General features: G+C 73.2%; 17 protein-coding genes. 7 read left to right on the plus strand and 10 right to left on the minus strand.

Annotation, left to right across the window (positions count from 1 at the left end; genetic code table 11):
• Nucleotides 1-67: 67 nt before the first annotated feature.
• Entirely contained in the window at nucleotides 68-1,252 is a 1,185-nt protein-coding gene (gene zapE / locus ACIBK3_RS11265; protein WP_399364268.1) for a cell division protein ZapE, read from the minus strand.
• On the opposite strand from zapE, the gene ACIBK3_RS11270 reads away from it, so the two are divergent.
• The 4 genes from ACIBK3_RS11270 (at nucleotide 1,251) to msrB (ending at nucleotide 4,929) form a co-directional block, all read left to right on the plus strand.
• Nucleotides 1,251-2,096, plus strand: a complete 846-nt coding sequence (locus tag ACIBK3_RS11270; protein ID WP_399364270.1) for a pyrimidine reductase family protein — start codon at nucleotides 1,251-1,253, stop codon at nucleotides 2,094-2,096. The two genes, zapE and ACIBK3_RS11270, sit on opposite strands and share 2 nt — an antisense overlap.
• 290 nt (nucleotides 2,097-2,386) lie before the next feature.
• Entirely contained in the window at nucleotides 2,387-2,860 is a 474-nt protein-coding gene (locus ACIBK3_RS11275; protein WP_399364272.1) for an indole-3-glycerol phosphate synthase, read from the plus strand.
• 252 nt (nucleotides 2,861-3,112) lie between these two features.
• Nucleotides 3,113-4,507, plus strand: coding sequence for a UDP-N-acetylmuramate--L-alanine ligase (gene murC, locus ACIBK3_RS11280; protein WP_399364274.1), 1,395 nt, complete (start codon nucleotides 3,113-3,115; stop codon nucleotides 4,505-4,507).
• Nucleotides 4,508-4,521: 14 nt separating this feature from the next.
• On the plus strand, nucleotides 4,522-4,929 hold the full coding sequence (msrB, locus tag ACIBK3_RS11285) for a peptide-methionine (R)-S-oxide reductase MsrB (RefSeq protein WP_399364276.1): 408 nt from the start codon (nucleotides 4,522-4,524) through the stop codon (nucleotides 4,927-4,929).
• A 74-nt stretch (nucleotides 4,930-5,003) separates the two neighbouring features.
• On the opposite strand, the gene ACIBK3_RS11290 is transcribed toward msrB, so the two are convergent.
• From ACIBK3_RS11290 to ACIBK3_RS11300, 3 genes are read right to left on the minus strand one after another with little or no spacing between them, the layout of a single operon-like run.
• On the minus strand, nucleotides 5,004-6,284 hold the full coding sequence (locus ACIBK3_RS11290; protein ID WP_399364278.1) for an ABC transporter substrate-binding protein: 1,281 nt from the start codon (nucleotides 6,282-6,284) through the stop codon (nucleotides 5,004-5,006).
• Entirely contained in the window at nucleotides 6,281-7,495 is a 1,215-nt protein-coding gene (locus tag ACIBK3_RS11295; protein ID WP_399364280.1) for a hypothetical protein, read from the minus strand. The genes ACIBK3_RS11290 and ACIBK3_RS11295 overlap by 4 nt, the downstream gene beginning before the upstream one ends.
• Nucleotides 7,492-9,807, minus strand: a complete 2,316-nt coding sequence (locus tag ACIBK3_RS11300) for a tetratricopeptide repeat protein (protein ID WP_399364282.1) — start codon at nucleotides 9,805-9,807, stop codon at nucleotides 7,492-7,494. Before ACIBK3_RS11300 ends, ACIBK3_RS11295 begins: the two co-directional genes overlap by 4 nt.
• Nucleotides 9,808-9,957: 150 nt before the next feature.
• Between ACIBK3_RS11300 and ACIBK3_RS11305 the strand changes: the two genes are divergently transcribed.
• A complete protein-coding gene (locus ACIBK3_RS11305) occupies nucleotides 9,958-11,439 on the plus strand; it encodes a glycoside hydrolase family 3 N-terminal domain-containing protein (RefSeq protein WP_399365532.1) in 1,482 nt (493 codons plus the stop codon).
• 105 nt (nucleotides 11,440-11,544) lie between these two features.
• On the opposite strand, the gene ACIBK3_RS11310 is transcribed toward ACIBK3_RS11305, so the two are convergent.
• The gene (locus ACIBK3_RS11310; RefSeq protein ID WP_399364284.1) at nucleotides 11,545-12,825 is read right to left on the minus strand and encodes a glycosyl hydrolase; all 1,281 of its coding nucleotides are present in this window, start codon (nucleotides 12,823-12,825) and stop codon (nucleotides 11,545-11,547) included.
• A gap of 8 nt (nucleotides 12,826-12,833) precedes the next feature.
• Between ACIBK3_RS11310 and ACIBK3_RS11315 the strand changes: the two genes are divergently transcribed.
• The gene (locus ACIBK3_RS11315; protein WP_399364286.1) at nucleotides 12,834-13,844 is read left to right on the plus strand and encodes an N-acetylglucosamine kinase; all 1,011 of its coding nucleotides are present in this window, start codon (nucleotides 12,834-12,836) and stop codon (nucleotides 13,842-13,844) included.
• 136 nt (nucleotides 13,845-13,980) lie between these two features.
• On the plus strand, nucleotides 13,981-16,290 hold the full coding sequence (locus tag ACIBK3_RS11320; protein WP_399365534.1) for a glycoside hydrolase family 3 N-terminal domain-containing protein: 2,310 nt from the start codon (nucleotides 13,981-13,983) through the stop codon (nucleotides 16,288-16,290).
• Here the strand turns inward: ACIBK3_RS11320 and ACIBK3_RS11325 are convergent.
• From ACIBK3_RS11325 to ACIBK3_RS11345, 5 genes are all read right to left on the minus strand, one after another.
• Nucleotides 16,254-17,132 carry a carbohydrate ABC transporter permease gene (locus ACIBK3_RS11325; RefSeq protein WP_399364288.1) on the minus strand — a complete coding sequence of 293 codons (879 nt, stop codon included), beginning with the start codon at nucleotides 17,130-17,132 and terminating at the stop codon, nucleotides 16,254-16,256. The two genes, ACIBK3_RS11320 and ACIBK3_RS11325, sit on opposite strands and share 37 nt — an antisense overlap.
• Entirely contained in the window at nucleotides 17,129-18,166 is a 1,038-nt protein-coding gene (locus tag ACIBK3_RS11330) for a carbohydrate ABC transporter permease (RefSeq protein ID WP_399364290.1), read from the minus strand. Before ACIBK3_RS11330 ends, ACIBK3_RS11325 begins: the two co-directional genes overlap by 4 nt.
• On the minus strand, nucleotides 18,166-19,536 hold the full coding sequence (locus tag ACIBK3_RS11335) for an extracellular solute-binding protein (RefSeq protein ID WP_399364292.1): 1,371 nt from the start codon (nucleotides 19,534-19,536) through the stop codon (nucleotides 18,166-18,168). Before ACIBK3_RS11335 ends, ACIBK3_RS11330 begins: the two co-directional genes overlap by 1 nt.
• Nucleotides 19,537-19,709: 173 nt before the next feature.
• Nucleotides 19,710-20,345, minus strand: a complete 636-nt coding sequence (locus ACIBK3_RS11340) for a peptidyl-prolyl cis-trans isomerase (protein WP_399364294.1) — start codon at nucleotides 20,343-20,345, stop codon at nucleotides 19,710-19,712.
• On the minus strand, nucleotides 20,342-24,571 hold the full coding sequence (locus ACIBK3_RS11345; RefSeq protein WP_399364296.1) for an NEW3 domain-containing protein: 4,230 nt from the start codon (nucleotides 24,569-24,571) through the stop codon (nucleotides 20,342-20,344). Before ACIBK3_RS11345 ends, ACIBK3_RS11340 begins: the two co-directional genes overlap by 4 nt.
• Nucleotides 24,572-24,613: the final 42 nt, after the last annotated feature.

Genomic DNA, 24,613 nt, shown 5'->3' on the forward strand with positions numbered 1-24,613 from the left:
ACTGCCCGGGTAGAGGCGGGGTGCAGAGGCGGGGTAGGGGACCGGGTGGAGACCGGCTGAAGAGCCGTCAGGCCGGGTCGACGAGCCCCTTGGCGTCCCGGGCGAGGGCGGTGAGACGGGAGATCGCCCGGAAGTACTTCTTGCGGTAGCCGCCGTTCAGCATCTCCTCGCTGAACAGCCGGTCGAAGGGCAGTCCGGAGGCGAGGACCGGGACTTCACGGTCGTAGAGCCGGTCCGCGAGGACGACGAGCCTGAGGGCCGTCGACTGGTCGGGCACGGCCCGGACGTCGGTGAGGCAGACCGCCCGCAGGTCGTCGGTGAGCGCGCCGTAGCGGCTGGGGTGGACGCGGGCGAGGTGCTCCAGCAGCTGCGGGAAGGCGTCCAGTGAGGCGCCCGGGGTGGCGTGCGCGGCCTTGGTGACCTGCTCCTCGCTGAACGGCGCCGGGGCCTCGGGCAGGCCGCGGTGACGGTAGTCCTCGCCGTCGATGCGCAGGGCGCGGAAGTGGGCGGACAGGCCCTGAATCTCGCGCAGGAAGTCGGCCGCCGCGAAGCGGCCCTCGCCGAGCTTGCCCGGCAGCGTGTTGGAGGTGGCGGCGAGCGCGACCCCCGCGTCCACGAGCTTGCCGAGCAGCGTCGAGACGAGGACGGTGTCGCCGGGGTCGTCCAGCTCGAACTCGTCGATGCACAGCAGGCGGTGGCCGGACAGGGTCTGCACGGTCTTCTGGAAACCGAGGGCGCCGACGAGGTTGGTGAGCTCGACGAACGTGCCGAACGCCTTGAGCTCGGGCTCGGCCGGAGTGGCGTGCCAGAGAGAGGCCAGCAGATGGGTCTTGCCGACGCCGTATCCGCCGTCGAGATAGACGCCGCGGGGAGCGGCGGAGGTCTTGGCGCCCTTGGCTGACCTGGACGGCTTGGGAGCCTTGTTCTTCGCCTTGCCGAAGCCGAGGAAGCCGCCGCCCCGCCGGCCGGCGCCGGTGGCGTGCGCGCCGCCGAGTCCGGCCGCGAAGCCCTCCAGGACGCGCACTGCCTCCGTCTGGCTGGGCTGGTTCGGGTCCGGGATGTAGGTGTCGAACCGCACCGAGTCGAACCGCGGCGGCGGCACCATCTCGGCGACCAGCCGGTCCGCGGGGACATGCGGCTCACGGGCGCACAGGGACAGCGGGGTGACCCCGGCTATGGGGCCGGATCCGGACGCGGCGGTGGAGGCAGGCACAGTTACCCATGCTAAGGGTCGTGCCAGACTGCTGGGCATGCGACGCCTGTTCCCTGTGACCGACGAGACAGCAGCCAAGGCCGCCGACGGCACCTTCGAGGACGCGGCGGTGGCGAGTGGGGAACCACACGGTCCCGGCGACCGCGACTGGTCCCTCGCCGAGCTGGCCCACGCCTACGCCTACCCCGAACTCGGCCCCGAGCCCGGATCCGGGGGGCCCGTGGCCTGGTTGCGGGCCAACATGGTGTCCACGCTCGACGGGGCCGGCCAGCACGACGGCCGCTCGCACCCCATCTCCAGCGCGGCCGACATGCGGATCTTCGGCACGCTGCGGGCCCTCGCCGACGTGGTGGTCGTCGGTGCGGAAACGGTACGGCAGGAGGGATACCGCCCGGCGCGCGAGCGTGCCGAGTTCGCGGGGATGCGCGAGGCCGCGGGCCAGGGGCCCGTGCCCGCGATAGCGGTGGTCACCGCCAGCCTGGACCTGGACTTCTCGCTCCCGCTGTTCACCTCGCCGCTGGTCCCCACCCTGATCCTCACGGGCGCCGCGGCGGCTCCCGACCGGGTCGCGACGGCCGAGAAGGCGGGCGCCCGCGTCGTGGTCGCCGGTGACGGCGTCGGCGTCGAGCCCGCCCGTGCCGTACAGGCCCTGGTCGAGCTCGGTCACACCCGGCTGCTCACCGAGGGCGGCCCGCGGCTGCTCGGCCAGCTGGTGGCCGCCGGGGTGCTCGACGAGCTCTGTCTGACGGTCTCCCCGCTGCTCACCGCCGGTGACGCGCAGCGCATCGCGGGCGGACCGTCGGTCGCGGTGCCGCAGCGCTACGCCCTGGTCTCGCTGCTGGAGGAGGAGGGCTTCCTCTTCAGCCGGTACCGGCGGTCCTGAGCCGGTACGTCGGCCGGTACCGGCGGACCTGGGCCCGTACGTCAGCCGGTACCGGCGGACCTGAGCCGCTCCGGCCGTACCGCCCGTCCGGATACGGGTACGACTTGGTGAGACTCGTCCGGAAACAGGCCGGATCGACATCGTTGGCGCCGACATCGGTGGAATCTCCCGTTCCGATTATCTTCCGACGGGCACACTGATTCCGGCAGTACCCGTGCGATCACGGGGCAGGATGGTTTCCGCAGAGCCTGGCGCGGTCCGCCAGGTCTTCGAAGGAGAAGGGGCGCCTGGTGTTCACAAGCGTTTTGATGATCGAGAAGGCCCTGACGTCCGCCGACGTGGAGTTCGTCACCACTTTGCACGGGGACGAGCAGGTCGCCTTCCATGTGCTGCTGCAACCGCGCGGCGACCAGGCGGACCGCCTGCTGCGCGCCATCGACGACGTCGCCCTCGGCGAGATCGACGAGGCGGCACGGGAGGGCGAGACGCCTCAGGGCCAGGAGGCGAGAGGGCCCGCGGAGCAGGCGCTCGACGTGTCGCTCCGGGCGCTGCGGGCCTCCGGCAGCGAGGCGGAGGGCCGGCTGATCGAGGATCACCCGCTGGACGCGCTGAAGTCGCTGGTGGAGGAGGTCGGGGCGGACGAGGTGATCGTGCTGACGGACCCCCACTACGTGGAGGAGTTCTTCCACCGGGACTGGGCGTCCCGGGCGCGGCACAAGGTGGGGGTGCCGGTGCTGAAGCTGTTCTCCCACAGCAAGGCGTAGCGTCGCGGGACGTGCCGGTCGGCGGCGGCCGGGGCTCGTGTGTGGCTGGTCGCTCCCCCAAGTTCTCGGCTTCGCTCGAACCCGGGGGGACCCCCATCGCGGCGGAGCCGCACATGGACAGCGGCGGAGCCGCGCATGGATACAGGCCGCGCCCCTGAGTGGCGCAGTCCCTGGCGTCCCTTGTGAACGCCCGCTGCCGTACGGAATAGGCTGGGGGCGCTCACCGTCGTACTGCATCTTGGGAGACAACGCATGGCACCCGGCCTTCCCCCCGCCATGGACCGACCGCACTTCATCGGCATCGGCGGGGCCGGGATGTCGGGGATCGCGAAGATCCTCGCGCAGCGCGGTGCGAAGGTGGCCGGCAGTGACGCCAAGGAGTCCGCGACCGCCGAGGCCCTGCGCGCGCTCGGCGCGACCGTGCACATCGGGCACGCGGCGGAGCACCTCGCCGACGACGCGACCTGTGTCGTCGTCTCGTCGGCGATCCGTGCCGACAATCCGGAACTGGCGCGCGCCGCCGAGCTGGGCATCCCGGTAGTCCACCGGTCGGACGCCCTCGCCCGGCTGATGGACGGCCTGCGGCCGATCGCGGTCGCCGGCACCCACGGCAAGACGACGACCACCTCGATGCTGGCCGTGTCGCTGACCGAGCTGGGCCTGAAGCCGTCGTACGCGATCGGCGGCGACCTGGACGCGCCCGGCTCCAACGCCCTGCACGGCGAGGGGGAGATCTTCGTCGCCGAGGCGGACGAATCGGACCGCAGCTTCCACAAGTACGCCCCCGAGGTCGCGATCGTCCTCAACGTCGAGCTCGACCACCACGCCAACTACGCCTCGATGGACGAGATCTACGAGTCCTTCGAGACGTTCGCCGGCCGGATCGTCGAAGGCGGGACGCTGGTGGTCGCCGCCGACCAGGCGGGCGCGCGGGAGCTGACCCGCCGGGTCGCGGCGAGCGGCGTGCGCGTGGTGACGTACGGCGAGTCGCAGGACGCGGACGTACGGATCCTGTCCGTGGTGGCCCAGGGGCTGAAGAGCGAGGTCAGCGTCCTCCTGGACGGCGAGGAGCTCACCTTCGCCGTCTCCGTCCCCGGCCGCCACTACGCGCACAACGCGGTGGCCGCGCTCGTGGCCGGCGTGGCACTGGGGGTCCCGGCAGCCGAGCTGGCCCCGGCGCTGGCCGCGTACACCGGGGTGAAGCGCCGCCTCCAGCTGAAGGGCGAGGAGGCGGGGGTGCAGGTCATCGACTCGTACGCCCACCACCCGACCGAGATGACGGCCGACCTGGAGGCGATGCGCGCGGCGGCGGGCGACGCCCGGATCCTGGTCGTCTTCCAGCCCCACCTGTTCTCCCGCACCCAGGAACTGGGCAAGGAGATGGGCCAGTCCCTGGCCCTGGCGGACGCCTCGGTCGTCCTCGACATCTATCCGGCGCGCGAGGACCCCGTCCCGGGCGTCACCAGCGAGCTGATCATCGAGGCCGCGCGGGCCGCGGGCGCGGACGTGACGCCCGTCCACGACCAGGGCGAGGTGCCGGCGGTGGTCGCGGGAATGGCGAAGGCCGGTGATCTCGTTCTCACCATGGGCGCGGGTGACGTGACGGACCTGGGCCCGCGGATTCTGGACCGTCTCGCACAGAAGTAAAGGGGTTGGCCATCATGTCGTACGACGTCGACAAGCCGGACGAGCAGTGGCGCGCGGAACTGACCCCGTCCGAGTACGCCGTGCTGCGCCAGGCGGCGACGGAGCCGGCCTTCACCGGTGAGTACACGGACACCAAGACGACGGGCGTCTACTCCTGTCGCGCCTGCGGCGCCGAACTGTTCACCTCCACCACCAAGTTCGAGTCCCACTGCGGCTGGCCGTCCTTCTACGACCCGAAGGACAGCGACGCGGTGGAGCTGATCGCCGACCGCTCCCACGGGATGGTGCGCACCGAGGTGCGGTGCGCGCGGTGCGGCTCCCACCTCGGGCACGTGTTCGAGGGTGAGGGGTATCCGACGCCCACGGACCAGCGGTACTGCATCAACAGCATCTCGCTGCGGCTGACGCCGAACGAGGACTGATCGAGGACTGGTCCAGGACTGGTCCAGGACTGATCGAGGACCGAACGAGGACTGAGGGACAGCGAGCCTGTCCCTCACCCTCCCGGGCTCGCGCACAGGTCCTCCGGCGGGCGGAACGAGCGGTCGGTGGGCGGCTCCTCGGTCGCCTGGGCGCGTACCGTCTCCAACTGCCGCAGCAGCGAGTCGAGATGCGGCTCGGCGGGGTCCCGGAAGAACTCGAGGACCGCGCGGTGGAAGGCGTCCCGGATTTCGGGCGGCATGACGTCCGAGGCGTCGAAGCAGAGGGTGCGGGCGCCCGAGGTGAGCAGGGTGTCGATCGTGCGCTCGGTGGGGTTGGCGGGCGTGGGTCCCGTGCTGCTCGGGAACAGCGGGCGCACCGCCGGGTCGGCCTCCGCCCGCCAGCGGGCCCGCCCGTCCGGGTTCGACAGCCGCTCCACCAGTTTCTGCGCGGCCGGGTCGTCGCTGAAGACGGCGGCCATGTCGCCGGACACCTCGTAGGCGCCGCGGTACGCGGCCGGCCCGCCCAGGAAGCGGGCGGAGGGCTGCACACCGATGTCGGCGCCCGCGTACACGTACCGGATGAAGGCGCTCTGGTGCTCGTGCGTGCAGGGGAATCCGGGGGAGTCGAGCAGTCCGCGGGGGCCGTCGGGGCCGGTGGTGCCCTCGTACGAGGTGGTGAGGGAGCGTTCGATCGAGGCGGGGGAGCGCTTGCCGAGCAGGTGGGCCCAGGTGGTCCAGGCGCGGCGGACGGCCGGGTCGCGCCAGCTGAGCCGGCTCGTGGCCCACTCCGTGTACACCGCGGGACCGGCCTGGTGGAGCAGGATGTCCTCGATCCAGTCGGTGCCGGGCCAGCCCGAGGTGGCCTGCGAGGCGAGGCCCACACACCAGGTGGGGTCGGCGTCCGAGGCGTCCTTCCTGCTCCACACCAGGCTCTTCAGGTCGACCTTCAGCGGCACCCAGTACGTACGGCGCCTGCCGTCCACGAGCAGGGTCGGCGCCCACGGCGGGTACGCGCGCTCGGCCGTCTCCTCGGCGAGGGGTCTGAGCTGGTCACGGCGGGCGTACTCGGTGAGCTCGCCGATGCTGTTGAGGATCGCCACGTCCGGCGGGTCGTCGGCCTCCAGCTGTGAGACGAGCGTCTCGCGCAGCGAGCGGGTGCCCTCGTAGGTGTACGTCCGTCCCGTCCCGTCGTCGAGCTGCTCCAGGGCCCGTTCGAAGGCCTCGCCCTCCGCACCGGTCCACGGGCCCAGGACGACGAGGGGAGCGGGGACGGACGTGCCGCAGCCGGGAACGAGGGCGAGTAGAAAGGCCCCGGTGAGCAGGGCGCGCAGCATGCGGCGCGGGACGCGTCTCATACGGCGGCTCCCCGGCGGGTCACCACGAGGTACTCGCGGCGGTAGCTGTGCAGGGTGCCGCCGGTCAGACCGGCGGCGACCAGACCCGCCGGGAGGACGAACGGAGCCGTGCCGTCCAGGAATCCGAGCCGTCCGTCGGCCAGCAAGTCGTCGATCCGGTCGGCCAGCACCTCGACGGCCTGGGGGACGGGCGCGCCGAAGGGGTGTTCCTCGGCGACCGTCTCCGCCTCGGGCGAGGTTCCCCCGGCGAGCGTGTCCGCCAGGGGGAGGGCCGCTCGCTGTGCCTGCTGCGCGAGCAGCGCGTCGGCGGTGAGCAGCGGTACGGCGAGCAGCGGCACGGCGGCCGCCGCCAGCGGGAGGCTGAGCCGGATCCGGAAGCGGCGGTGCAGGAAGACCACGGTCCGTACGAGGCCGGCGGCGAACAGGGTCAGGGCGAGCCCGGAGATCACGGCCGCGGCGAGCACGCCCGAGCCCCAGCCCGCCCGGTCCGCGAGCCGTTCCCGCAGCCGCCGTTCCAGGGCGGAGACCCGGTCCACGATCGCGGTCGCCCCATATCCGGTGGTGGGCGGGCACGACGGGTAAGGGGCGCCGCTCCTGGGTGCGGCGATGCGGGCCGAGCAGAGCATGCTGCGCGCGTACGTCAGCTCGGCCTCCCGCAGCACCGGGTCGGTGACGTGCCCCTGGGCCCGGCCGATCCAGCCCGTGTAGTCCACGACCAGCGCGGACACCACCCGCAGTTCCTGTTCCTCGGCCACGGTCAGCGCTCCGCTGCGGGTGACCTGGTTCAGGCTCTGCGTGGCCCGCGCGACCCGGGTCCGGTAGCGCTCGCTGAGCCCGCCGATCTCCGCCGCCCGGCCGTCGGCCAGGTTCTCCTCGGCCTCGCCCTGCGCGATGAACAGCGAGGCCCGGGCGTCCGCGAGCCCGACCAGCGCGGGCGCCAGCCGGTCCCGTACGTGCGCCGAGTCGTCCCGGACCTGGGCGTAGGCCCAGCCGAACGCGCCGAACCCGACTACGGCGAGCAGCGGCAGCGCGACCAGCCGGTCCCGCAGGAAAACCCGGTTGGGGGTGCCGCCCGCGGTCGGCCACGCGTACCGCCGGAGGCGGCGGGCGAGTTCGACGGCGACCGCGCCGAGCGCCCGTGCCCGGCGCGGCAGACGTAAGGCGGGCGGCGTACGGGCCTCGGCCGGCCGCGCCGGGCCGGGCCGGCTCACTCGCGGACCGGCCCGGCGCCGCTGCCCGGCGCCGGTGTGTGGGCGATCGTCCGGAGCCAGGCGGTGATTCTCGTTCCGAGCCATGGGCTGTCCCTGCGGTGTCGGAAGGCGAGCGGGCGTACCTCGTAGGCGCGGTCGAGCAGGATCTCGGCGACGGTTGTGTCCTCGGGGGCCTCGGGGGCCTCGGGGGCGGCGGACCGGGCGGCCTGGTGGGCGAGGGCGACGTAGCGGCCGGACAGGTCCCGGCGCAGGCCCGGTTCGTCGGACGGCAGACCGACCCGCCTGCCCGCACCCGCGGCCAGCGCGGCCAGGCCCGGCGCGTCCAGGACACCCCGCGCGAGCGCGCCCCGTACGGCCTCCCACACCTCCGCCGTCATCCGGACCCTGGCCTCCTCGTCCGTCAGCCCGTGCGCGTGGAAGAGCCGGGCCAGCCGCTCCAGCACCTCACGCAGCCGCTCCGCCGCCTCCTCGGGCCGCCCGGCCATCCGCACATGCTCGACCCCGACCCGAACTGCGGCCGTACGAGCGGCCGTTCGGTGCCGCGAGTGCTGCGGCACGGCGTCCAGGGCCCGTACGGCGTCGTCCCGCGCGCTCTCGCCGCCCAGGGCGAGGCGGGCCCGCACCGCGCCGAACGCGGCGCTGCCCAGGGACGGGTTGCGCAGCCGGACCGCCTCGTAGAAGGTGAGCGCCTCCTGCCAGCGGCCCAGGTGTTCGGCGCAGTAGCCGAGGGCGAGCTTGGGCGCGTACTCGCCCGGGATCGCCGCGTACACCCGGTCGAAGTGCCGCCGTGCCGTGTCGGCCTGGCCGCGGCCGAGCGCGAGCAGCCCGCGGTGCCAGTCGAGCCGCCAGTCGTACGGGGCGCGCCGGGGGCCGATCAGCGCCTCGGCGGCTCTCAGCTCCTGTTCCGCGCCCTCGGTCCGGCCGCCGGGCACCCGCAACCGGACGCGGCAGCGCAGCAGATGGACCTCGGGGGTCTCCGGCCATTCCGCGGTGTGCTGGAGCAGCGCCTCCGGAGCGGCGTCGGCGAGCCGGCTCACCTCGGTGTGCCGGGCGTCGTGCGGGTCGGGCCGGGGGACGGGCAGCCGTTGCGCGACCTCGGCGGGCGACGGCGGTGCGTGGGCCGCCGGGGCGTCCGGCGCGGTCCAGCGGGTCAGGGGCGGGGCGGAGCCGAGTCCGCCGTCGAGGGCGTACGGCGACTGCAGGAACAGCGGCGACGGCTCGAACGTCTCCGCACCGGTGCGCAGGGAACGCAACTCCCGGAAGACGCCACGCAGTTGCTCTTCCATCTCACGTGCGGTGGCGAAGCGCTCGGCGCCCTTCGCGCGGGTCGCGCGGCGCAGGACGCGGGCCAGCGAGAGGAGGCCGAGGCCCTGCGGCGGCGGTGCCGTCATACGCGGGGGATCCGGGAGCTCGCCGGTCCCGGCCGGTCGGCCGGCCGGGTGGTCGAGCCGGTCCAGGGAACCCAGGTCCGCCAGATCCTTCGGTGACTGGCCGAGACCGCTCAGGCGGCGCAGGGTCTCGCCGAGGCTGAACAGGTCGTCGCGGCGGGTGGACTCGCCGTGCGGGCCGACGGTCGGGGCGCGGAACCCCTCCGTGGTGGGGCCGGGGAGGCCGGCCGCGCGGACGCTGCCCACGTCGACGATCTTCGTCGTGGTGCCGTCGTGCATGACGTTGTCCGGTTTCAGGTCGCCGTAGACCTTGCCGAGCCGGTCCAGGTACCCGAGGGCGGCGAGGATGCGCACCCCGTAGGCGAGCACGAACTCGTGGAAGCGGCTGCCGCCGAACTCGTCCGGGTTCACCTGGGCCCGGGACCGCACCTCCTCCAGGGTGAGGCCGTCGACGTACTGCAGCACGAGGAAGTCGCCGACCTCGGGGTGACGGCCGTAGTTGAAGACGCGGATGATGTCGTCGTGGCTCAGGTCGACCAGGGCCCGCCGCTCCCGGACCAGGGCGCCCGCGGCGGCCGCCGCCTGGTCCGGGTGGAGGATCTTGATGGCGACCTCGCGGTCGTCGACGTTGGTGTCCAGCGCCAGGTAGACCTCGCCCATCCAGCCGTGGCCGAGCGGGCGGAGCAGCCGGTACTGCCCGGCCAGGAGCTCGTCCGGCGGCAGCGGCAGCCCGTCCGGATCGGCGCCGCGCGACGCCGCGCGCTCCAGCAGTGTGATCGTGGGCAGCAGGCCCGGATCGGGACTCTCCTCCGGGAGGCGTACCTGTGCGGCCCGCAGATAGGGCGGCGCGACGACGAACGTCCCGAACGACGCGTCGGAATCCGGCAGTTCCCCCGACGCGCCCGTGCCCGAAGCCCCCTCCATGCCTCCTCAGAATAGACGCGCGGGCCCGGAATGCGCCCGCTGCCGCATGGGGAGGTGATGTGCCCACGGCCGGGTCGCCCGGTGGCCCCTCTCGTCCCTCTGAATCGATGAATCGTCAGACTGTTGACTTTCGGCTGGTCGAGCCAGAAGATGTCCGAGGTGACCCACTTCGAGCAGACCTTCAGCGCCGCTCTTCCCGTCGACCTCGACGAGGCCGCGCACCGCTGTCTGGTCGCCGGGTTCGAGGGCACCTCTCAGGTTCCGGACACCCTGAAGCGACTGGTCGACCGGGGCCTGGGCGGTGTCATCCTGTTCACCCGGAACGTCCGGGACGCCGAGCAGGTGCGCCGGCTCACCGACACCCTGCGGTCCCTGCGCCCCGACCTGCTGGTGGGCATCGACAACGAGGGCGGCGGCATCGGCCACCTGGTCGGCGCGGGCGCACCGGACGTCCCCGGCTCCTACGCCCTCGGCGTCGTCGACGACACCGTGCTGACCGCCCGCTGCGCCGACGCGCTCGCCGGGCATCTGGCCGGCCTGGGCATCACCGCCTCCTACGCCCCCGTCGCCGACGTCCAGCACCAGCCGGACAACCCGATCGTGCGCACCCGCGCCTTCGGCACCGATCCCGAACTGGTCGCCCGCCACGTCCGCGCCTGGATCGCGGCGACCGAGGCCCGTGGCATCGCCTCCTGCGCCAAGCACTTCCCCGGGCACGGCGGCACCCTCACCGACAGCCACCACGAACTGTCCGTCGACCCGCGCCCCTACGAGGAACTCGACCTCGCGCCCTTCCGGGCCGCCGTCGCCGCGGGCGTGCCGATGCTGATGAGCGCCCATGTCGTGTTCCCGGCGCTCGACGCCAACCGGCCGGCCACCCTCAGCCGCCGCATCCTGGGCGACCTGCTCCGGCTCGACCTCGGCTTCGACGGGGTGCTGGTCAGCGACGCCCTGGAGATGAAGGCGATAGCCGACCGGTACGGCGAGGAGGCCGGGGCGCGGATCGCGCTCGCCGCCGGAGCGGACCAGGTCATCGTCGCCGTACCGGATCTGGAAGTCACCCTGTCCTGCCGGGACGCGGTGGTCGGCGCGCTGCGCTCCCGGCTGCTGCCCGAAGAGCGCGTCATGGAGGCCGCGGATCGGGTGCGGCGGCTCGCCGCGCGGTACGCGGCCCCCGCCCGCGCCGTCGCCCCCTGGGACGCGGGGGCCGGGCTGGAGGCCGCACGCCGGGCCGTCCGCGGCCAGGGGACGGGCGGGCCGGTGCGGGGCGCCCACGTGGTCGACCTGTTCCCGCCGCCGCACCCGGCGCTCAACTGGGGCGGCGAGGACCTCCTGAGCGAGCTGCGCGCCGTCGACCCGACGGCCACCGGGACGACGGTCACCGGCGAGGCCGCGGACCCGGCCTCCCTCGTGGACGGGATCGTGCGCCTCGCGGCAGGGGCCCCGCTGATCCTCGCCACCTGCGACGCCGGTCTGTACCCCTGGCAGCGGCACCTGCGGGACACCCTGCTGGCCCGGCGGCCGGACGCGGTACGTGTGGCCACCGGGCTGCCGGAAGGCGACACCCTGTGCTCGTACGGACGGGGCCGGGTGAACCTGCGGGCGGTGGCCGAGGTCCTGACCGGCGCCTGAGCGCTGCGCTTGCGGGCGGGGGCTTTGCCGCGCCCGCGGCGGGCCGGTACTCCGCTGTGCCTGCCTGCCGGTGGTGTGCCGAGGCTGCTAGGACCGCCCAGGACCTCAGGGCAGTCGTACGAGCTCCTTGATCCCGCGCGCCGACAGGTACTCCGGGTCGTCCGCCCGTTCGGCCAGGACCACCGCCGGACGGGCGCCCTCCGTGCGCCGCCGCATCCACTCCTCGAAGAACGCACCGCCCGGACCGGACACGGAACGGGTGGCCGGGGTGCAGTCCAGGACCAGGGCGGTTTCGCGCGGCAGGGGAGCGGGCGGTTGGGCTCGCAGGTCGGCGACGGCGGCGGCGAGGGCGTCGGCGATCGGCTTGGCGCGACCCGCCGAGTCGAACAGGCCCAGCGTGTACTCAAGTTCCGGGTAGTCGGCCAGCGCGCGGTCCACGTCGTGGGAGCACCACCAGGTCACTCCCCACAGGGCCGTGCACTCGGCCGCGTTGCGTACGGTCGCCCGTGCGAAGGCGGGTGCGTCGGAGGCCGGGATGTGCGGCTCGGGCGCGCCGGTCTCCTGGACCCAGACCGGCCGGGCCGGGTCATCGGCGTACGCGACGGCCAGCTCCGTGCCGTACTCGGCGAGGTGCAGTACCTGAGGGGAGCGGGGGCCGTAGCGGCGGGCGCAGTCGCCGGAGAACACCCACGGGTGGACGGTGGTCAGATCGCCCTTGCGTGCCGAGGCCTGGGGGGTGAAGGGGTGGTCGTCGCCGTACCAGGCGGCGTCGTACGCGGAATGGGTGGCGAGGTGGTCCGGGCGCAGGCCCTCGCGGGCGGCGGCCAGCAGGGTGTCGAGGTAGCGGTCGACCTCCGCCGCCGTCACCGGGTTGTGCTCGACCATGTTGTTGAGCTCGTTGCCCAGCTGGAGGCCGAGGAGGTTCGGCCGGCCGGCCAGGGCGTGCCCGAGGGTGCGCAGCAGCTCGGCCTGCGCCGCGATCGCCTCCGGATCCGTGAACACGTTGCGGTGGTGCCAGCTGCGGGTCCACTCCGGGTAGAAGTCGAAGCTCGACAGATGCCCCTGCACGCCGTCCACGAGGACGTCGAGACCGGCCTCGCCGGCCAGGTCGACGAGCTGCGCCAGCTGGTCCACGGCGGCGGGGCGGACGAACGTGCGGTTGGGCTGGAGGAGCGGCCAGAGGTGGAAGACCCGGACGTGGTCGAGGCCGAGCCCGGCTATCTGCTCCAGATCCTCGCGCGCGTGCGCCGGGTCGAAGTCGTGCCAGGCGTGGAACCAGCCGCGGCGGGGCGTGTAGTTGACGCCGAAGCGGAGTGTACGGATGGGATCCTCCTCGGGTCCGGGCCTGCGCCCCCACTTGTCCTGCGCGAATGTATCAACCACCATAGTCAGTAATGAGCAATGATTTGAACCAGGATCTGGTCATCGGTCTCGACGCCGGCGGCACGCGTACCCGCGCCGTCCTCGCCGCCGCCGCGGACGACGGCGGTCCTCTGTTCGGCGAGGGTGCCTCAGGTCCCGGCAACGCCCTGACCGTGCCGGTGCCGCGGCTCACCGAGCACCTGGCCGAGGCCATCGCGCGGGCGCTGCCGGAAGGGGCCCACGGGAACGTGGTGGCCGTGGCCGGTGGTTTCGCGGGCGCCACCGCCGCGTCCCCGGACGACCCCGGACACGTCAACGCCCGGTCCGCCCTCACCGCGGCCCTGGCCCGGCTGGGCGTCCCGCCCGGGCCGGTCGCCGTCTGCAGCGACATCGAGGCCGCCTTCGCCGCCGCGCCCGGCACCCCGTCCGACGGACTCGCCCTGGTGGCCGGCACCGGCGCGGTCGCGATGCGCATCACCGGCCGGCGCGGCACGGCCACCGTGGACGGCGACGGCTGGCTGCTCGGCGACGAGGGCAGCGGGTTCTGGATCGGCCGGTCCGCGGTCCGGGCCGGTCTGCGGATGGCGGACGGGCGGGGACCGGCGACGGCGCTGGCGGGCGCGGTCGGGCGGGCCCTGGGCCTGCCGGCCGAGGCCCTGCCGCACGACACCGACGGCGCCTGGCCCCCCTCACACCGCGAGGCCTACCGCAGACACCTGCTCCCCGCCGTCATGGCCGACACCCCGATCCGGCTCGCCCGGTTCGCTCCCCTGGTGGCCGAGGCGGCGGCGGAGAAGGACGCCGTGGCGGCCGCCATCCTGGACGAGGCGGCGGGCCGACTGGCCGACACCGTCCGGGCGTTGCGGCCGGTCCCCGGCGAACGCATCGTCGCCACCGGCGGCCTCCTCGGCCCCGGCGGCCCCCTCACCGCCCGCCTCACGGCCCGGCTCCGGGCCCTCGGCACGACCCTCGACTGGGTTGCCGACGGTTCCCGGGGTGCGGTCGCTCTGGCCCGGCTCTCTCGGGACGGCGGCGCCCGGTGAGCGACATGCAGCCGCGCCGCCGTCGTGCGGCCCGCCTCCGGTCCTTCCGCTCGGTCGTCGGCCCGGTCGTCCGCGGCTTCCTGGGTGTCGTGGGTCTGGTCCGGTTTGCTCGGGACGGCGGCGCCCGGTGAGCGACATGCAGCCGCGCCGCCGTCCTGCCGCCCTCTACCGCGACCCCACCGCCCCCCTGGACGCCCGTGTCCGTGACCTGCTCTCCCGGATGACGTTGCGTGAGAAGGTCGGCCAGCTCAACCAGCGGATGTACGGCTGGGACGCCTACCGTCGCACCTCCCGGGGTTTCGAGCTGACCGACGCCCTGTACTCCGAGACCGAGCGCTTCGCCGGACTCGGCGCCCTGTACGGGCTCCAGCGCGCGGACGCCTGGTCCGGGGTCGCCCATGGCGAGGGGCCCGGCGCGCAGGACGGGGCCGCCCTCGCCGACCTGGTGCAGCGGCATGTCGTCGAGAGCAGCCGGCTCGGCATCCCTGCCCTGTTCGTCGAGGAGGTGCCGCACGGCCACATGGCCCTCGACGGCACGGTCCTGCCCGTGAACCTGGCCGTCGGCGCCACCTGGGACCCCGGGCTGTACGAGGAGGCCGCCGCGCACGCCGCCGCCGAGCTGCGTGCCCGGGGCGGCCATGTCGCCCTGGTCTCGGCCCTGGACATCGCCCGGGACCCGCGCTGGGGCCGCACCGAGGAGTGCTTCGGCGAGGACCCGTACCTCGCGGCCCGCCTCACCGAAGCACTGGTGAGGGGGATGCAGGGCTCGGGCGACCGGTTCGCCGCCGACAAGGCCCCGGTCGTTCTCAAGCACTTCGCCGGACAGGGCGCCACCGTCGGCGGCCGCAACTCCGCCGAGGCCGAGCTCGGACTCCGCGAACTCCACGAGATCCACCTCCCCGCCGCCCGCGCCGGCGTCCGCGCCGGAGCCGCCGCCGTCATGGCCGCGTACAACGAGGTCGACGGGATGCCCTGCTCCGGCAACCGGGCCCTGCTCACCGGCCTGTTGCGGGAGCGCTGGGGCTTCGACGGGCTGGTCATGGCCGACGGACTGGCCGTGGACCGGCTGGCCCGGATCACCGGCGACAAGACCTCCGCGGGCGCCCTCGCCCTCAACTCCGGTGTGGACCTGAGCCTTTGGGACGAGGGGTTCACGCACCTGGAGACAGCGGTCGAGCGGGGGCTCGTGAGTGAGGAGACCCTCGACAGCGCGGTCAGCCGTGTGCTGCGCCTGAAGTTCCGGCTGGGGCTCTTCGAACAGCAAGGCGCCACAGCCGGCTTCCCGGCCCACGGCAGGCGCGTGAGCACGACCCTCGCCCGCGCCGCCGTCACCCTCCTCCGCAACGACGCCGGTGTCCTGCCCATCGCGCCGGGCGTCTCCCGTATCGCCGTACTCGGGCCCCAATCCGCCACCACCGCACACCAGTCGGGCGACTACACCGCCCCGCAGCCCCCCGGCACCGGCACCAGCGTCCTCGACGGGCTGCGCCGACTCGCCGCGCCCGGCGTCGACATCCGCCACGCCCACGGCTGCGCCCTCACCGGCGACGACCTCTCCCGTATCCCCGAGGCGGTCGCCGCGGCCGCCGCCTCGGACGTGGCCGTGCTGGTGCTGGGCGGCAGCAGCGCGCGCACCCCCGACACCGACTTCGCGGCGAACGGGGCGGCACGGGCCGCCGTGTCCGAGATGACCTGCGGCGAGGGGGTCGATCTGGCCGGACTACGGTTCGGCACCGCGCAGTACGCCCTGCTGGAGGCCGTCGTCGCGACGGGCACGCCCACCGTGGTCGTCCTCGTCCAGGGCCGCCCGCATGTCGTCCCCGACACCGCGGGCGCCCTGCTCACCGCCTGGTATCCGGGCCCGTGGGGCGGCGAGGCGATCGCCGAGGTACTGCTCGGACTCGCGGAGCCGACCGGCCGGCTCCCGGTGTCCGTACCGCGCTCGGTGGCCCAGCTCCCCGTCCACTACAACCACAAGGACATCGAGTACGGCGGCTACGTCGATGAGAGCGCCGAGCCGCTCCACCCCTTCGGGCACGGGCTGTCGTACACGAGCTTCACGTACGGCACGCCACGACTGTCCGCGGAAATCCCCGAATCAGGACACACCGCCGGATCGGGCCACACCGTCGAGGTCGACGTCACCAACACCGGGGACCGGGCCGGGCGTACGGTCGTGCAGGTCTATCTGAGACGCCTGATCACGTCCGTCTGGCCGCGCACCCTCGAACTGTGCGCGTTCGAGGGTGTCGACCTCACGCCGGGCGAGCGCCGGACCCTCACCCTGTCCCTCGACGCCGACCAGCTCGCCGGGTCCGCCACCGTGGAGATCCGGGTCGCCGAGTCGGCCGGGGCCGCGCTCACCGCCGTACCCGTCGTGCTGGACCTCAGAGCCGGTGTCACTGGCTCTCAGAGCTTGACGGCCCCCGAGGACACGCCCCGGTAGAACCACCGCTGCGTGATCACGAACAGCACCAGCACCGGGATCACGGAGATCACCGAACCCGCCATCACCAGCCGCTGGTCGTAGCCGAACGACGACGTCTGGAGCCGGGACAGTCCCAGCGTCAGCGTGAAGTGGCCCTCCGTGCGCAGCACGATCAGCGGCCAGAGGAAGTCGTCCCAGGCGCTGATGAAGGTGTTGATGGTGACGACCAGGACGGCGCCGTAGGCGGAGGGCAGGTACAGATACCGGAACCGTTTCCACTCGCCCGCCCCGTCCAGCATCGCCGCGTCCTCGATCTCGCGCGGCACGGCGAGGAACGCGGCCCGCATGATGAGGACGTTGATCGCGGCGACGAAGCCGGGCAGCCACACGCCGAGCAGGTTGTCGACCAGGCCCATGTCCCGGATGCTGAGGAACAGCGACACCATGATCGACTCGAAGGGGAACATCATGGACGCCATCAGCACGACCCAGACCAGCCGCCGGCCCTTCCAGCCGGGCTTGGAGAGCATGTACCCGGCCATCGTGGAGAAGACGAGCTGGCTGGCGATGGAGATGACGGCGACGAAGAGGCTGTTCCTGATGTACGTCCATACCGGGACCTGGTCGAAGACCTGCCGGTAGGCGCGCAGGGTCGGGTGGTGCGGGAGCAGCGAGGTGCCCGCGCCGAAGACGTCCTCGGTGGGCCCCTTCAGCGACGACAGCACCTGCCACACCAGCGGGCCGACGGTGATGAACAGGACGAACACCAACAGCAGGTAGCGCAGGACGAGTTCGCGGGGGCGGCCGTAGTCCCGCCAGCGCGGCAGGAGGCGCCGGGGTTTGTCGACGGCCGTGGTCATGACTCGTCCTCCTTGGTCAGGCGCTGGGCGAGCAGCGTGAGGCCCAGGGTCAGGGCGAACAGGGCGACGCTGACCGCGGCGCCGTAACCGGCGTTGCCGGTGAGCGGGTCGAGGCCGACGTCCCGGATGTAGAAGGGGAGCGTGCGGTCGGCGCCGCCGGGTCCGCCGGTGGAGCCGCCGAGCATGTAGATCTCGGTGAACACCCGCAGCGAGCCGATGCCGGTGAGGGTGCCGACCAGCATCATCGACTGGCGGACGCCGGGCACGGTGATGTGCCAGAACCGGCGGGCCGCGCCGGCGCCGTCGACGGCCGCCGCCTCGTGGAGTTCCTTCGGGACGTTCCCCAGCGCGGCCAGGTAGAAGATCATGTACCAGCCGAGGCCCTTCCAGATCGTCAGGCCCATCGCCGACAGCAGGATCAGCCACGAGTCGGACAGGAACGGGACGGCCTCCCGGACGATGTGGGCCTTCTCCAGCCAGGTGTTGACCAGTCCCTGGTCGCTCAGCAGCCACTGCCAGCTCAGGCCGACGACCACGCTGGAGGCGAGGACCGGCGTGTAGAAGGCGGAGCGGAAGAAGCCGATGCCCGGGAGGTTCTTCTCCACCAGCACCGCCAGCAGCAGCGGCAGCAGCACCATCAGCGGGACCACGATGACCGCGTACAGCACGCTGTTGCGGGTCGCCACCCAGAAGTCCGAGTCGCCGAACATCCGGGTGTAGTTGTCGAGCCCCACCAGCTTGTAGGTGCCGCCGAGCGGCTTGGCGTCGGTGAAGGACACCAGGAGCGTGTTGAGGAAGGGGAAGACCCCGAAGACCGTCGTACCGACGATCGCCGGGGCCATCCACAGCCAGGGCAGCCACCACCGGCGGTAGAGCGCCGCGCCCCCCGCGTCCGCGGTCGGGCCAGGGACCACGGAGCGGAGGACGCGGCGCAGGAGCCCCGGCGTTCGACGGGCCGGCGAAGCACCGGGGCGGGGGGCGCCCGCCCCCAGGGGAGGGGGGACGGGCGCCTGGTCGAGGGTGTGCTGAGCCATCAGCTGCCCTGCTTGATCAGCTCGTTGGACTTGGACTGCGCCTCCTTGAGGGCGTCCTCGGCGCTCTTCTTGCCCTGCATCGCCAACTGGATCTGGGCCGAGATGGCGTTCAGCTCGCCCGGGGTGAGGGCGATCTCGTCGGCCGTGGCGGTCTTGCGGTCACTGGCCACGATCTTGCGGGCCTGAGCGAACGGGTCGCTGCCCTTGACCGACTGGAAGAACGGGTCGTTCAGGGAGGCCGTGGTGGAGGGGAAGATGACGACGTTCGGGTCCTTCGCCCACTCCAGCTGGTTCTCGGCGTTGGTCAGGAACTGCGCGAAGGACAGCGCGGTGACCGCGTTCTTGCTGGTCGAGGCGACACCCATGTACTGCGGGGCGCCGACGCTGTGGCCGAGGGCGTCCGGCATGAAGCGGGCCACGCCGGTCTTCTTGTAGACGGTCGGGTTGTTCTGCTGGATGAAGCGCAGGAAGTTGGGGTTGGTGGGGCCGTAGACCAGCTTGCCCTGGCCGTAGACGTTGGCCGGGTCCTGGGTGGAGGAGAGGGAGTCCCGGGGCATCGCCCCGGCCTGGTAGAGCTTCGTCATGGCCTCGACCCACCGCGTGGTCTTCGGGTCGTCGGCGAAGGTGAACTTCTTGCCGTCCGCGGAGAGGATCCTGATGCCCATCTGCTGCCAGTCGGCCGGGATGCGCAGTTGCGGGTTGGCGAGGAAGGCGTAGTACTTCCCGTTCGAGGCCTTGGCCACCTTCTCGGCGTCGTCGAACAGACCGAGGACGGTGGTCGCGGGCTTTGCCGGGTCCAGGCCCGCCTCCTTCAGCAGATCGTTGTTGAAGGTCTGCACGATGCCGCCGGAGTACCAGGGCAGCACGCTGTGCACCTGGGCGCCGCCGGCGTCCGTGTACATGCTCGACTTCCACAGCGCGGGGACGAACGGTTTGCCCGCGTCCGGGGCCTTCTTGTCCAGGTCGAGCAGGTAGCCGTTCTTGGTGAGCGCGATCGCCGTGTTGACGTTGATGTTGACCACGTCCGGGAGCGTGCAGCCCTGCGCGTCCGCGACCAGGCGCTGGGTGAACGTGGCGTCGCCCGGGTCGTCGATCCACTTGACCTTGGTGCCGGGGTGCGCCTTCTCGAAGGCCGAGATGACACCGTTGAAGTAACCGCCGAAGTCCTTCTTCAGGTTGGTGGTCTGGAAGGTGATGTCGCCCTTGACGTCGCCGGTGAGCTTCCCGGACCCCACGTTGCCCTGGTCGACCTTGCAGCCGCCGGCGGTGGCGCCGTCGCCGCCGGAGCCCCCGGAGAGGCCGCAGCCCGCGGCGGTCAGGGACAGGACCGCGAAACAGGTCAGGGTCCGGGTGAGTCTTCTTGCGCGCATGTCGTGTGCCCTCCAGCGACCGGTCAGCCAGGATGTGGTTGGTTCAAATAACCAACTTCGACTCCGATTGATGAAAAGGTGGACCAGAATTCATCGGGGGTCAATGGGTTGCCGTGTTGCTTTTCGGTTCCGTCCGCGATCAACGCCCTGATCAGGGCGGCTCATTGGAAGGTTCAGTGCCGGTGCTCGTGATCCGGGTGCGAGGGATCGCCCGGGTGCTCGTGTCCGTGCGCGTAGACCACGCCGGTGCGGGCCTGGTCCAACCAGTCGAAGAAGGCCCGCCGCCCCGCCGCCCGCCGCAGCTCCCGCGCGACCTGCTCGCGTGCCTCCTCGTACGGCACGAAGTCCGCGTCCGCCGCCGTGCCGAAGGGATCGACGCCGCGTCGCAGTGCCACCCGGGTGAGGAAGCGGTCCCGGTTGCGGTCGTAGTAGTCCCGTACGGCCGCCTCGGGCACGAGCTGCTCGGCCTCCAGCTCGGACAGCAGCACCCGGGCGGCCGGGGAGTGCGCGAGCGCCGCCGCGACGATGCTGCCCAGGTCGGCGACGTCCGTCTCGGCCACCGCGAGCACCAGGCTCGGCGCCACCTCGGCCGGCGGTGTGAGCCCCCGGTCCGCGCAGGCCCGGCGGGCGAGTTCGTCGGTGACCACGACCTGGGTCGCCCAGCGCCGCCGCTGCCGTTCGGCCCGGGCGAGGGCCTCGGGACGGGTCTGACCGTCGCGGGCCGGAACGGCCTTCAGCAGCGCGTCCACCCGTTCCCTCCCGACCGCCTGACCGTCCACCAGGGCTGCGTGCTCCGATGGGGAGTTCAAGGCGTCACCTCCAGGACGACCGCCTCCGTATAGGCGACCGACCCGTGCCAGGCGGCCTTCGCCATCAGCCAGTACGCCCCCGGTGGCACCGCCGAACCGTCCACCTCGATCGCGCACTCCAGCTCCTGCCCGCCGGCCACCCTGAACCCCTGGCAGCCGGGCCCGACCCCCGCCCAGGTGCCCCACGCCGACACGGCCCACAACTGCCCGCTCACCGGTCCCCGGGTGGCGTTGCGCACGCGCACCGGGACCCGCGCCCGCTCGCCCCGCCGTACGGTGACCCGCTCGACCCCCAGCCGGGCCACCAGCGTCGGCCCTTTGTGCCCGTCGGGCACGTCCAGCGCCACGACGTCCTCGTACGTCTGCCCGCCGTACGACAGCCGGGCCGCCAGCCAGTGCCGGCCGGGCTCCGCGTCCGGCGGCGGGGTCACCGTGACCTCGGCCAGGGTGAACCCGCCGGGGCCCAGCGCGCACGGCAGTTCGGCCGGCTCGGCGGACCAGCCGGGCGGCACCTCGAAGGCCACCGCGCCCCGCGCGGACGCGCCGGTCAGCTCGGAACTCACCCGCACGGTCGCGGTGACGGGGCCCGAGGCGGTCAGCACGGGGGGCGAAACGTATACGGCCACGGGCATGTTGCCGCGCGGAGCGGGCCCGGAGTTGTGCAGCCAGTAGCGGGTGTGGACGGGCTGGGCGGGCTCGATGGAGGCGACGGCGGGGCCGGGGGAGGGTTCGGCGTCCGCCGTGGGCGTGGCCAGGACCGTCGCCACCTCGAACCCGGTCAGGCCGACGTCCAGCTCGCCCGCCCCGTCCGGCGTCAGCGGTTCCCCGGGCCGCTCCAGTACGTCCGCCCGGGCGCCGTCCGTCCAGCCCGACGGCCCCTGTACGCGTGCCCGCACCGGCCGCCCGTTCACCTCGTGCATCCGTACGACGACCCCGCGCCCCGGCCTGACGGGGGCCACGCTGCCCCGGGCGAGCGGGGAGCCGGCCGGCTTGAAGGCGTCCAGGAGGACCTCGCGGGCCGGCTCCAGCGTCAGCAGGGACACACTCCGCGGCAACCGCGCGACGGCGTCCGCCTCCCGCAGCCGGGCGGTGAGCGGATGGTTGAACTCGTGCCCCCGCGCGGGCAGTCGGAGCTCCCGCCAGTCGCCCTCGCCGGCCACGACCGCGTACTCGAAGGTGTGGGACCAGCGCTGGAGCTGGAAGGCGGAGCCGTCGGGGGCGGTGCGGCGGGGCGGGTCGATCCAGATGCCGGAGGGCCAGCCGGTGCAGGAGCGCATCAGGGACATGTAGAGGTCGCCGGAGGCGGTGACCACACAGCCGGGTGTGCCCCGGTTGAGGACGGCGAAGCCGCGTCCGTCCCAGGCGTCGCCGGGCGGCAGCGCCTCGCCGCCGCCCGCCGCGGTGGCCGCGACGGTGAAGTCGTCCAGGTCGGCGACGATCGCGTCGACCGCCTTCGCGTCGTCCGGGGCACCCGCGACCACCAGCAGCGGCAGCCGTTCCAGGTCCCGCAGATCGGCGCCCGGCACCCATTCCTCCCGCAGCGAGGCCCGTGGCGCCACCCACACGGCCGCCACCTGACGCTCGGCCAGTTGCCGTCGCAGTTCCCGCCCGGCGGCCGGGTCCCAGCCGAGGGCCTCGGCGACCACGGGGTTGCGCTCGGGGCCGCCGACGGCGATCCGGATGTCGGGCAGGTTGGAGTCGACCTCCAGGTCGCCGTAGCGGGGGCCGCCCGCGATGGTCGAGGTCGCGGTGACCCCGGCGCGGACGAGGGCCGCAGCGAGCGGGGTGCCCAGCTCACCGGCCGTGTCCCAGTCGGCGTACACCAGCTCCGCGACCCCGACGGCCCGGTGCCCGAGGAGCGCGCCGGAGTCGTCCTGGACCGCGACCCGGGCCGTGCAGCCCAGCGCGAACCAGGTGTTGGCCGGATTGTCCAGCGTCCACGGGAACCGCTCGCTGTCCACCTCCACGAACCCGAACCCGCGCCCGATGACCGCGTCCGCCACCTCGTGCACCGGCAGCCCGCCCCGCACGTCGGACGGCCAGCGGACCCGGATCAGCCGGTCGGCGCCGTCGTAGCCGTCGAGGGTGGTGGTGAGGTCGAGGCGGTCGACGCCCGTCCACAGGGTCAGCCGCTGGGTGTACCGGAAGAGCCCGAGGTCGGCGCGGACGGTGATCCGGGATCCGGCGGGGGAGTGCTCGACCTCGACCTCGGCTCTCACGTCCCGGCTGCGGGCGGCGGTCGTGCCGGTCGGCGTGAGGTGCCAGGGGCCCTCGCCGAAGCGCGGATGACTCGGGTACTCCTCCTGGACGACGAGTTCGTTGCCGATGTCGCCGGGGCGCAGCAGCTCCCGGCCGCCGTCCCCTTCGGTGAGGGCGCGCAGGCCGCTGACGGCGCCGCCGCGTGCGGGGTCGACCGTCACCTCGTAGAACTCGTTGCGGATGGCCGTGCCCTCGCCGGGCTTCCACTCCGGTACCGAACCGGCCGCGAGCGGGAGCGCCTTGAGGCCCATGCCCGGGACGTCCGGGACGACGACCCGGAGCCGGCCGTCGTCCTCGCGGACGGCGGGCAGCGGCCGGAAGGAGTCGTCCAGGGGGACCAGCCCGGGGTCCTCGACGTCAAGCACGTCCCGTCGCCGCCAGGTCGCGGAGTTGAAGACGACGAGGTCGGGACCGCTGCCCGGGGCGACCCGGTCGGCGAGGGCGCGGGTGGCGTCGTCGTGCACGGTCTCCGCGAGGTCGTACAGCTCCCGCCAGCCGGTCATCAGGTCGATGTAGACCTGGTCGGACTCGGAGCCGGTGACGGCGTCGTGGTGGGCGCCGTAGACGAGTTGCCGCCAGGCCTTGTCGAGGGCCGCGTCGGGATAGGGGTGGCCGGTGACCAGCGAGGCGAGCGTCGCCCAGGCCTCCGCGTCGGCGAGCAGGGCCTCGCCGTACCGCTGGGCCTGCTTGGTGTCGATGTAGGAGACGTCCTTGCCGGTGTAGACCGGGTTCATGTCCCGGGTCTGCGGCGAGGCCCGGCGACCCTCCTCGTCGAGCTGCGCGCGGACGGCGGCGAAGAAGTCCCGGGGGACCGCGCTGACGAACCGCGGCCACACGTACCGCTCGTTCCAGTCGCGGTGGATGTCCATCACCCAGCGGCACGGCGGCGCGTAGTCCCCGCCGACCGGCAGCAGCACGTTCCGGGTGAGCGCGACCTTCTTCAGCCCCTTGAACAGCTTGAGGGCGGCGGCCTCCGCCTCCGGCAGTGCGGGGGCGCTGTCGATCACCCAGCCGGCGGCGTAGTGGTTGACCATGTAAGCGGTCAGCAGCCCGCGCCCCGAGGGGGCGATCCACTCGAACTCGGCCGGGAACTGCATCCGCCCGGGGTCCCTCGGCTCCTCCCCGAACACGGACATCGTCGGCCCCCACTGGTGGTACGGGCCACGCGCCCACGAACTGGAGGTGACCCCCGCGTCCGCCATCAGGGCGGGGAACTGCGGATCGTGCCCGAACGCGTCCAGTTGCCAGGCGGTCTGCGGGGACGCCCCCATGATCCCGCGCTGGAACCCGTCGCCGTACAGCGCGTTGCGTACGGTCGCCTCGGCGCCGGTGAGGTTGGTGTTCGGCTCGTTGTACGTGCCGCCCATGACCTCGACGCGTCCGGTGCGGATCAGTTCCCGCAGGAAGGCGCGTTCCTCCGGGAAGGCGTCCCAGTAGGGCTTGAGGTAGTCGACCTCGGCGAGCACGAAGGTGTACTCGGGGTCGCGCCGGGCCAGATCGGTGTGGGCCCGCACCAGGCTCATGCCGGAGTCGCCGCGGTAGCCGAAGGGGCGGGCGGGCAGGCCGGTGGCGGCCGGGTCGTCGACGACGTCCCAGGTCTCGGTGTAGGCGGCCTGGGTGTTCCACCAGACGGGGTCGTAGTGGAAGTGGCTGACCATGAACATGGTCCAGCCGGGCTCGGCGGCGGTGAACTCGCCGGTGTGGCGGGCCAGTTGGTCCCCGTCGGCGGCGGTGACCGTGATCTCGCGCCGCTCGCCGACGGGCAGATCGGCGGTCACCGGTATCTCGGCGCGCAGGGTGCCGTCCTCGGCCACCGTCGCTTCCAGGGTGCCGTGCACGCCGGAGCCCTCGACGGTGAGGCGGACGGTCCGGCCGGGGGTGTGGCTCAGCTCGACGGCCACCACCTGGCGCGGTTGCTCGGTGGTTCCGGCGAAGAGCTCGGTCGAGTCGACACGGGACACGCGCATGAGGCTCCTACGAGGATGCTCGGCTGAGCCCCATCGTGGCAC

Source organism: Streptomyces sp. NPDC050287 (genome assembly GCF_044459385.1).
In the GTDB taxonomy this organism is placed as follows: domain Bacteria; phylum Actinomycetota; class Actinomycetes; order Streptomycetales; family Streptomycetaceae; genus Streptomyces.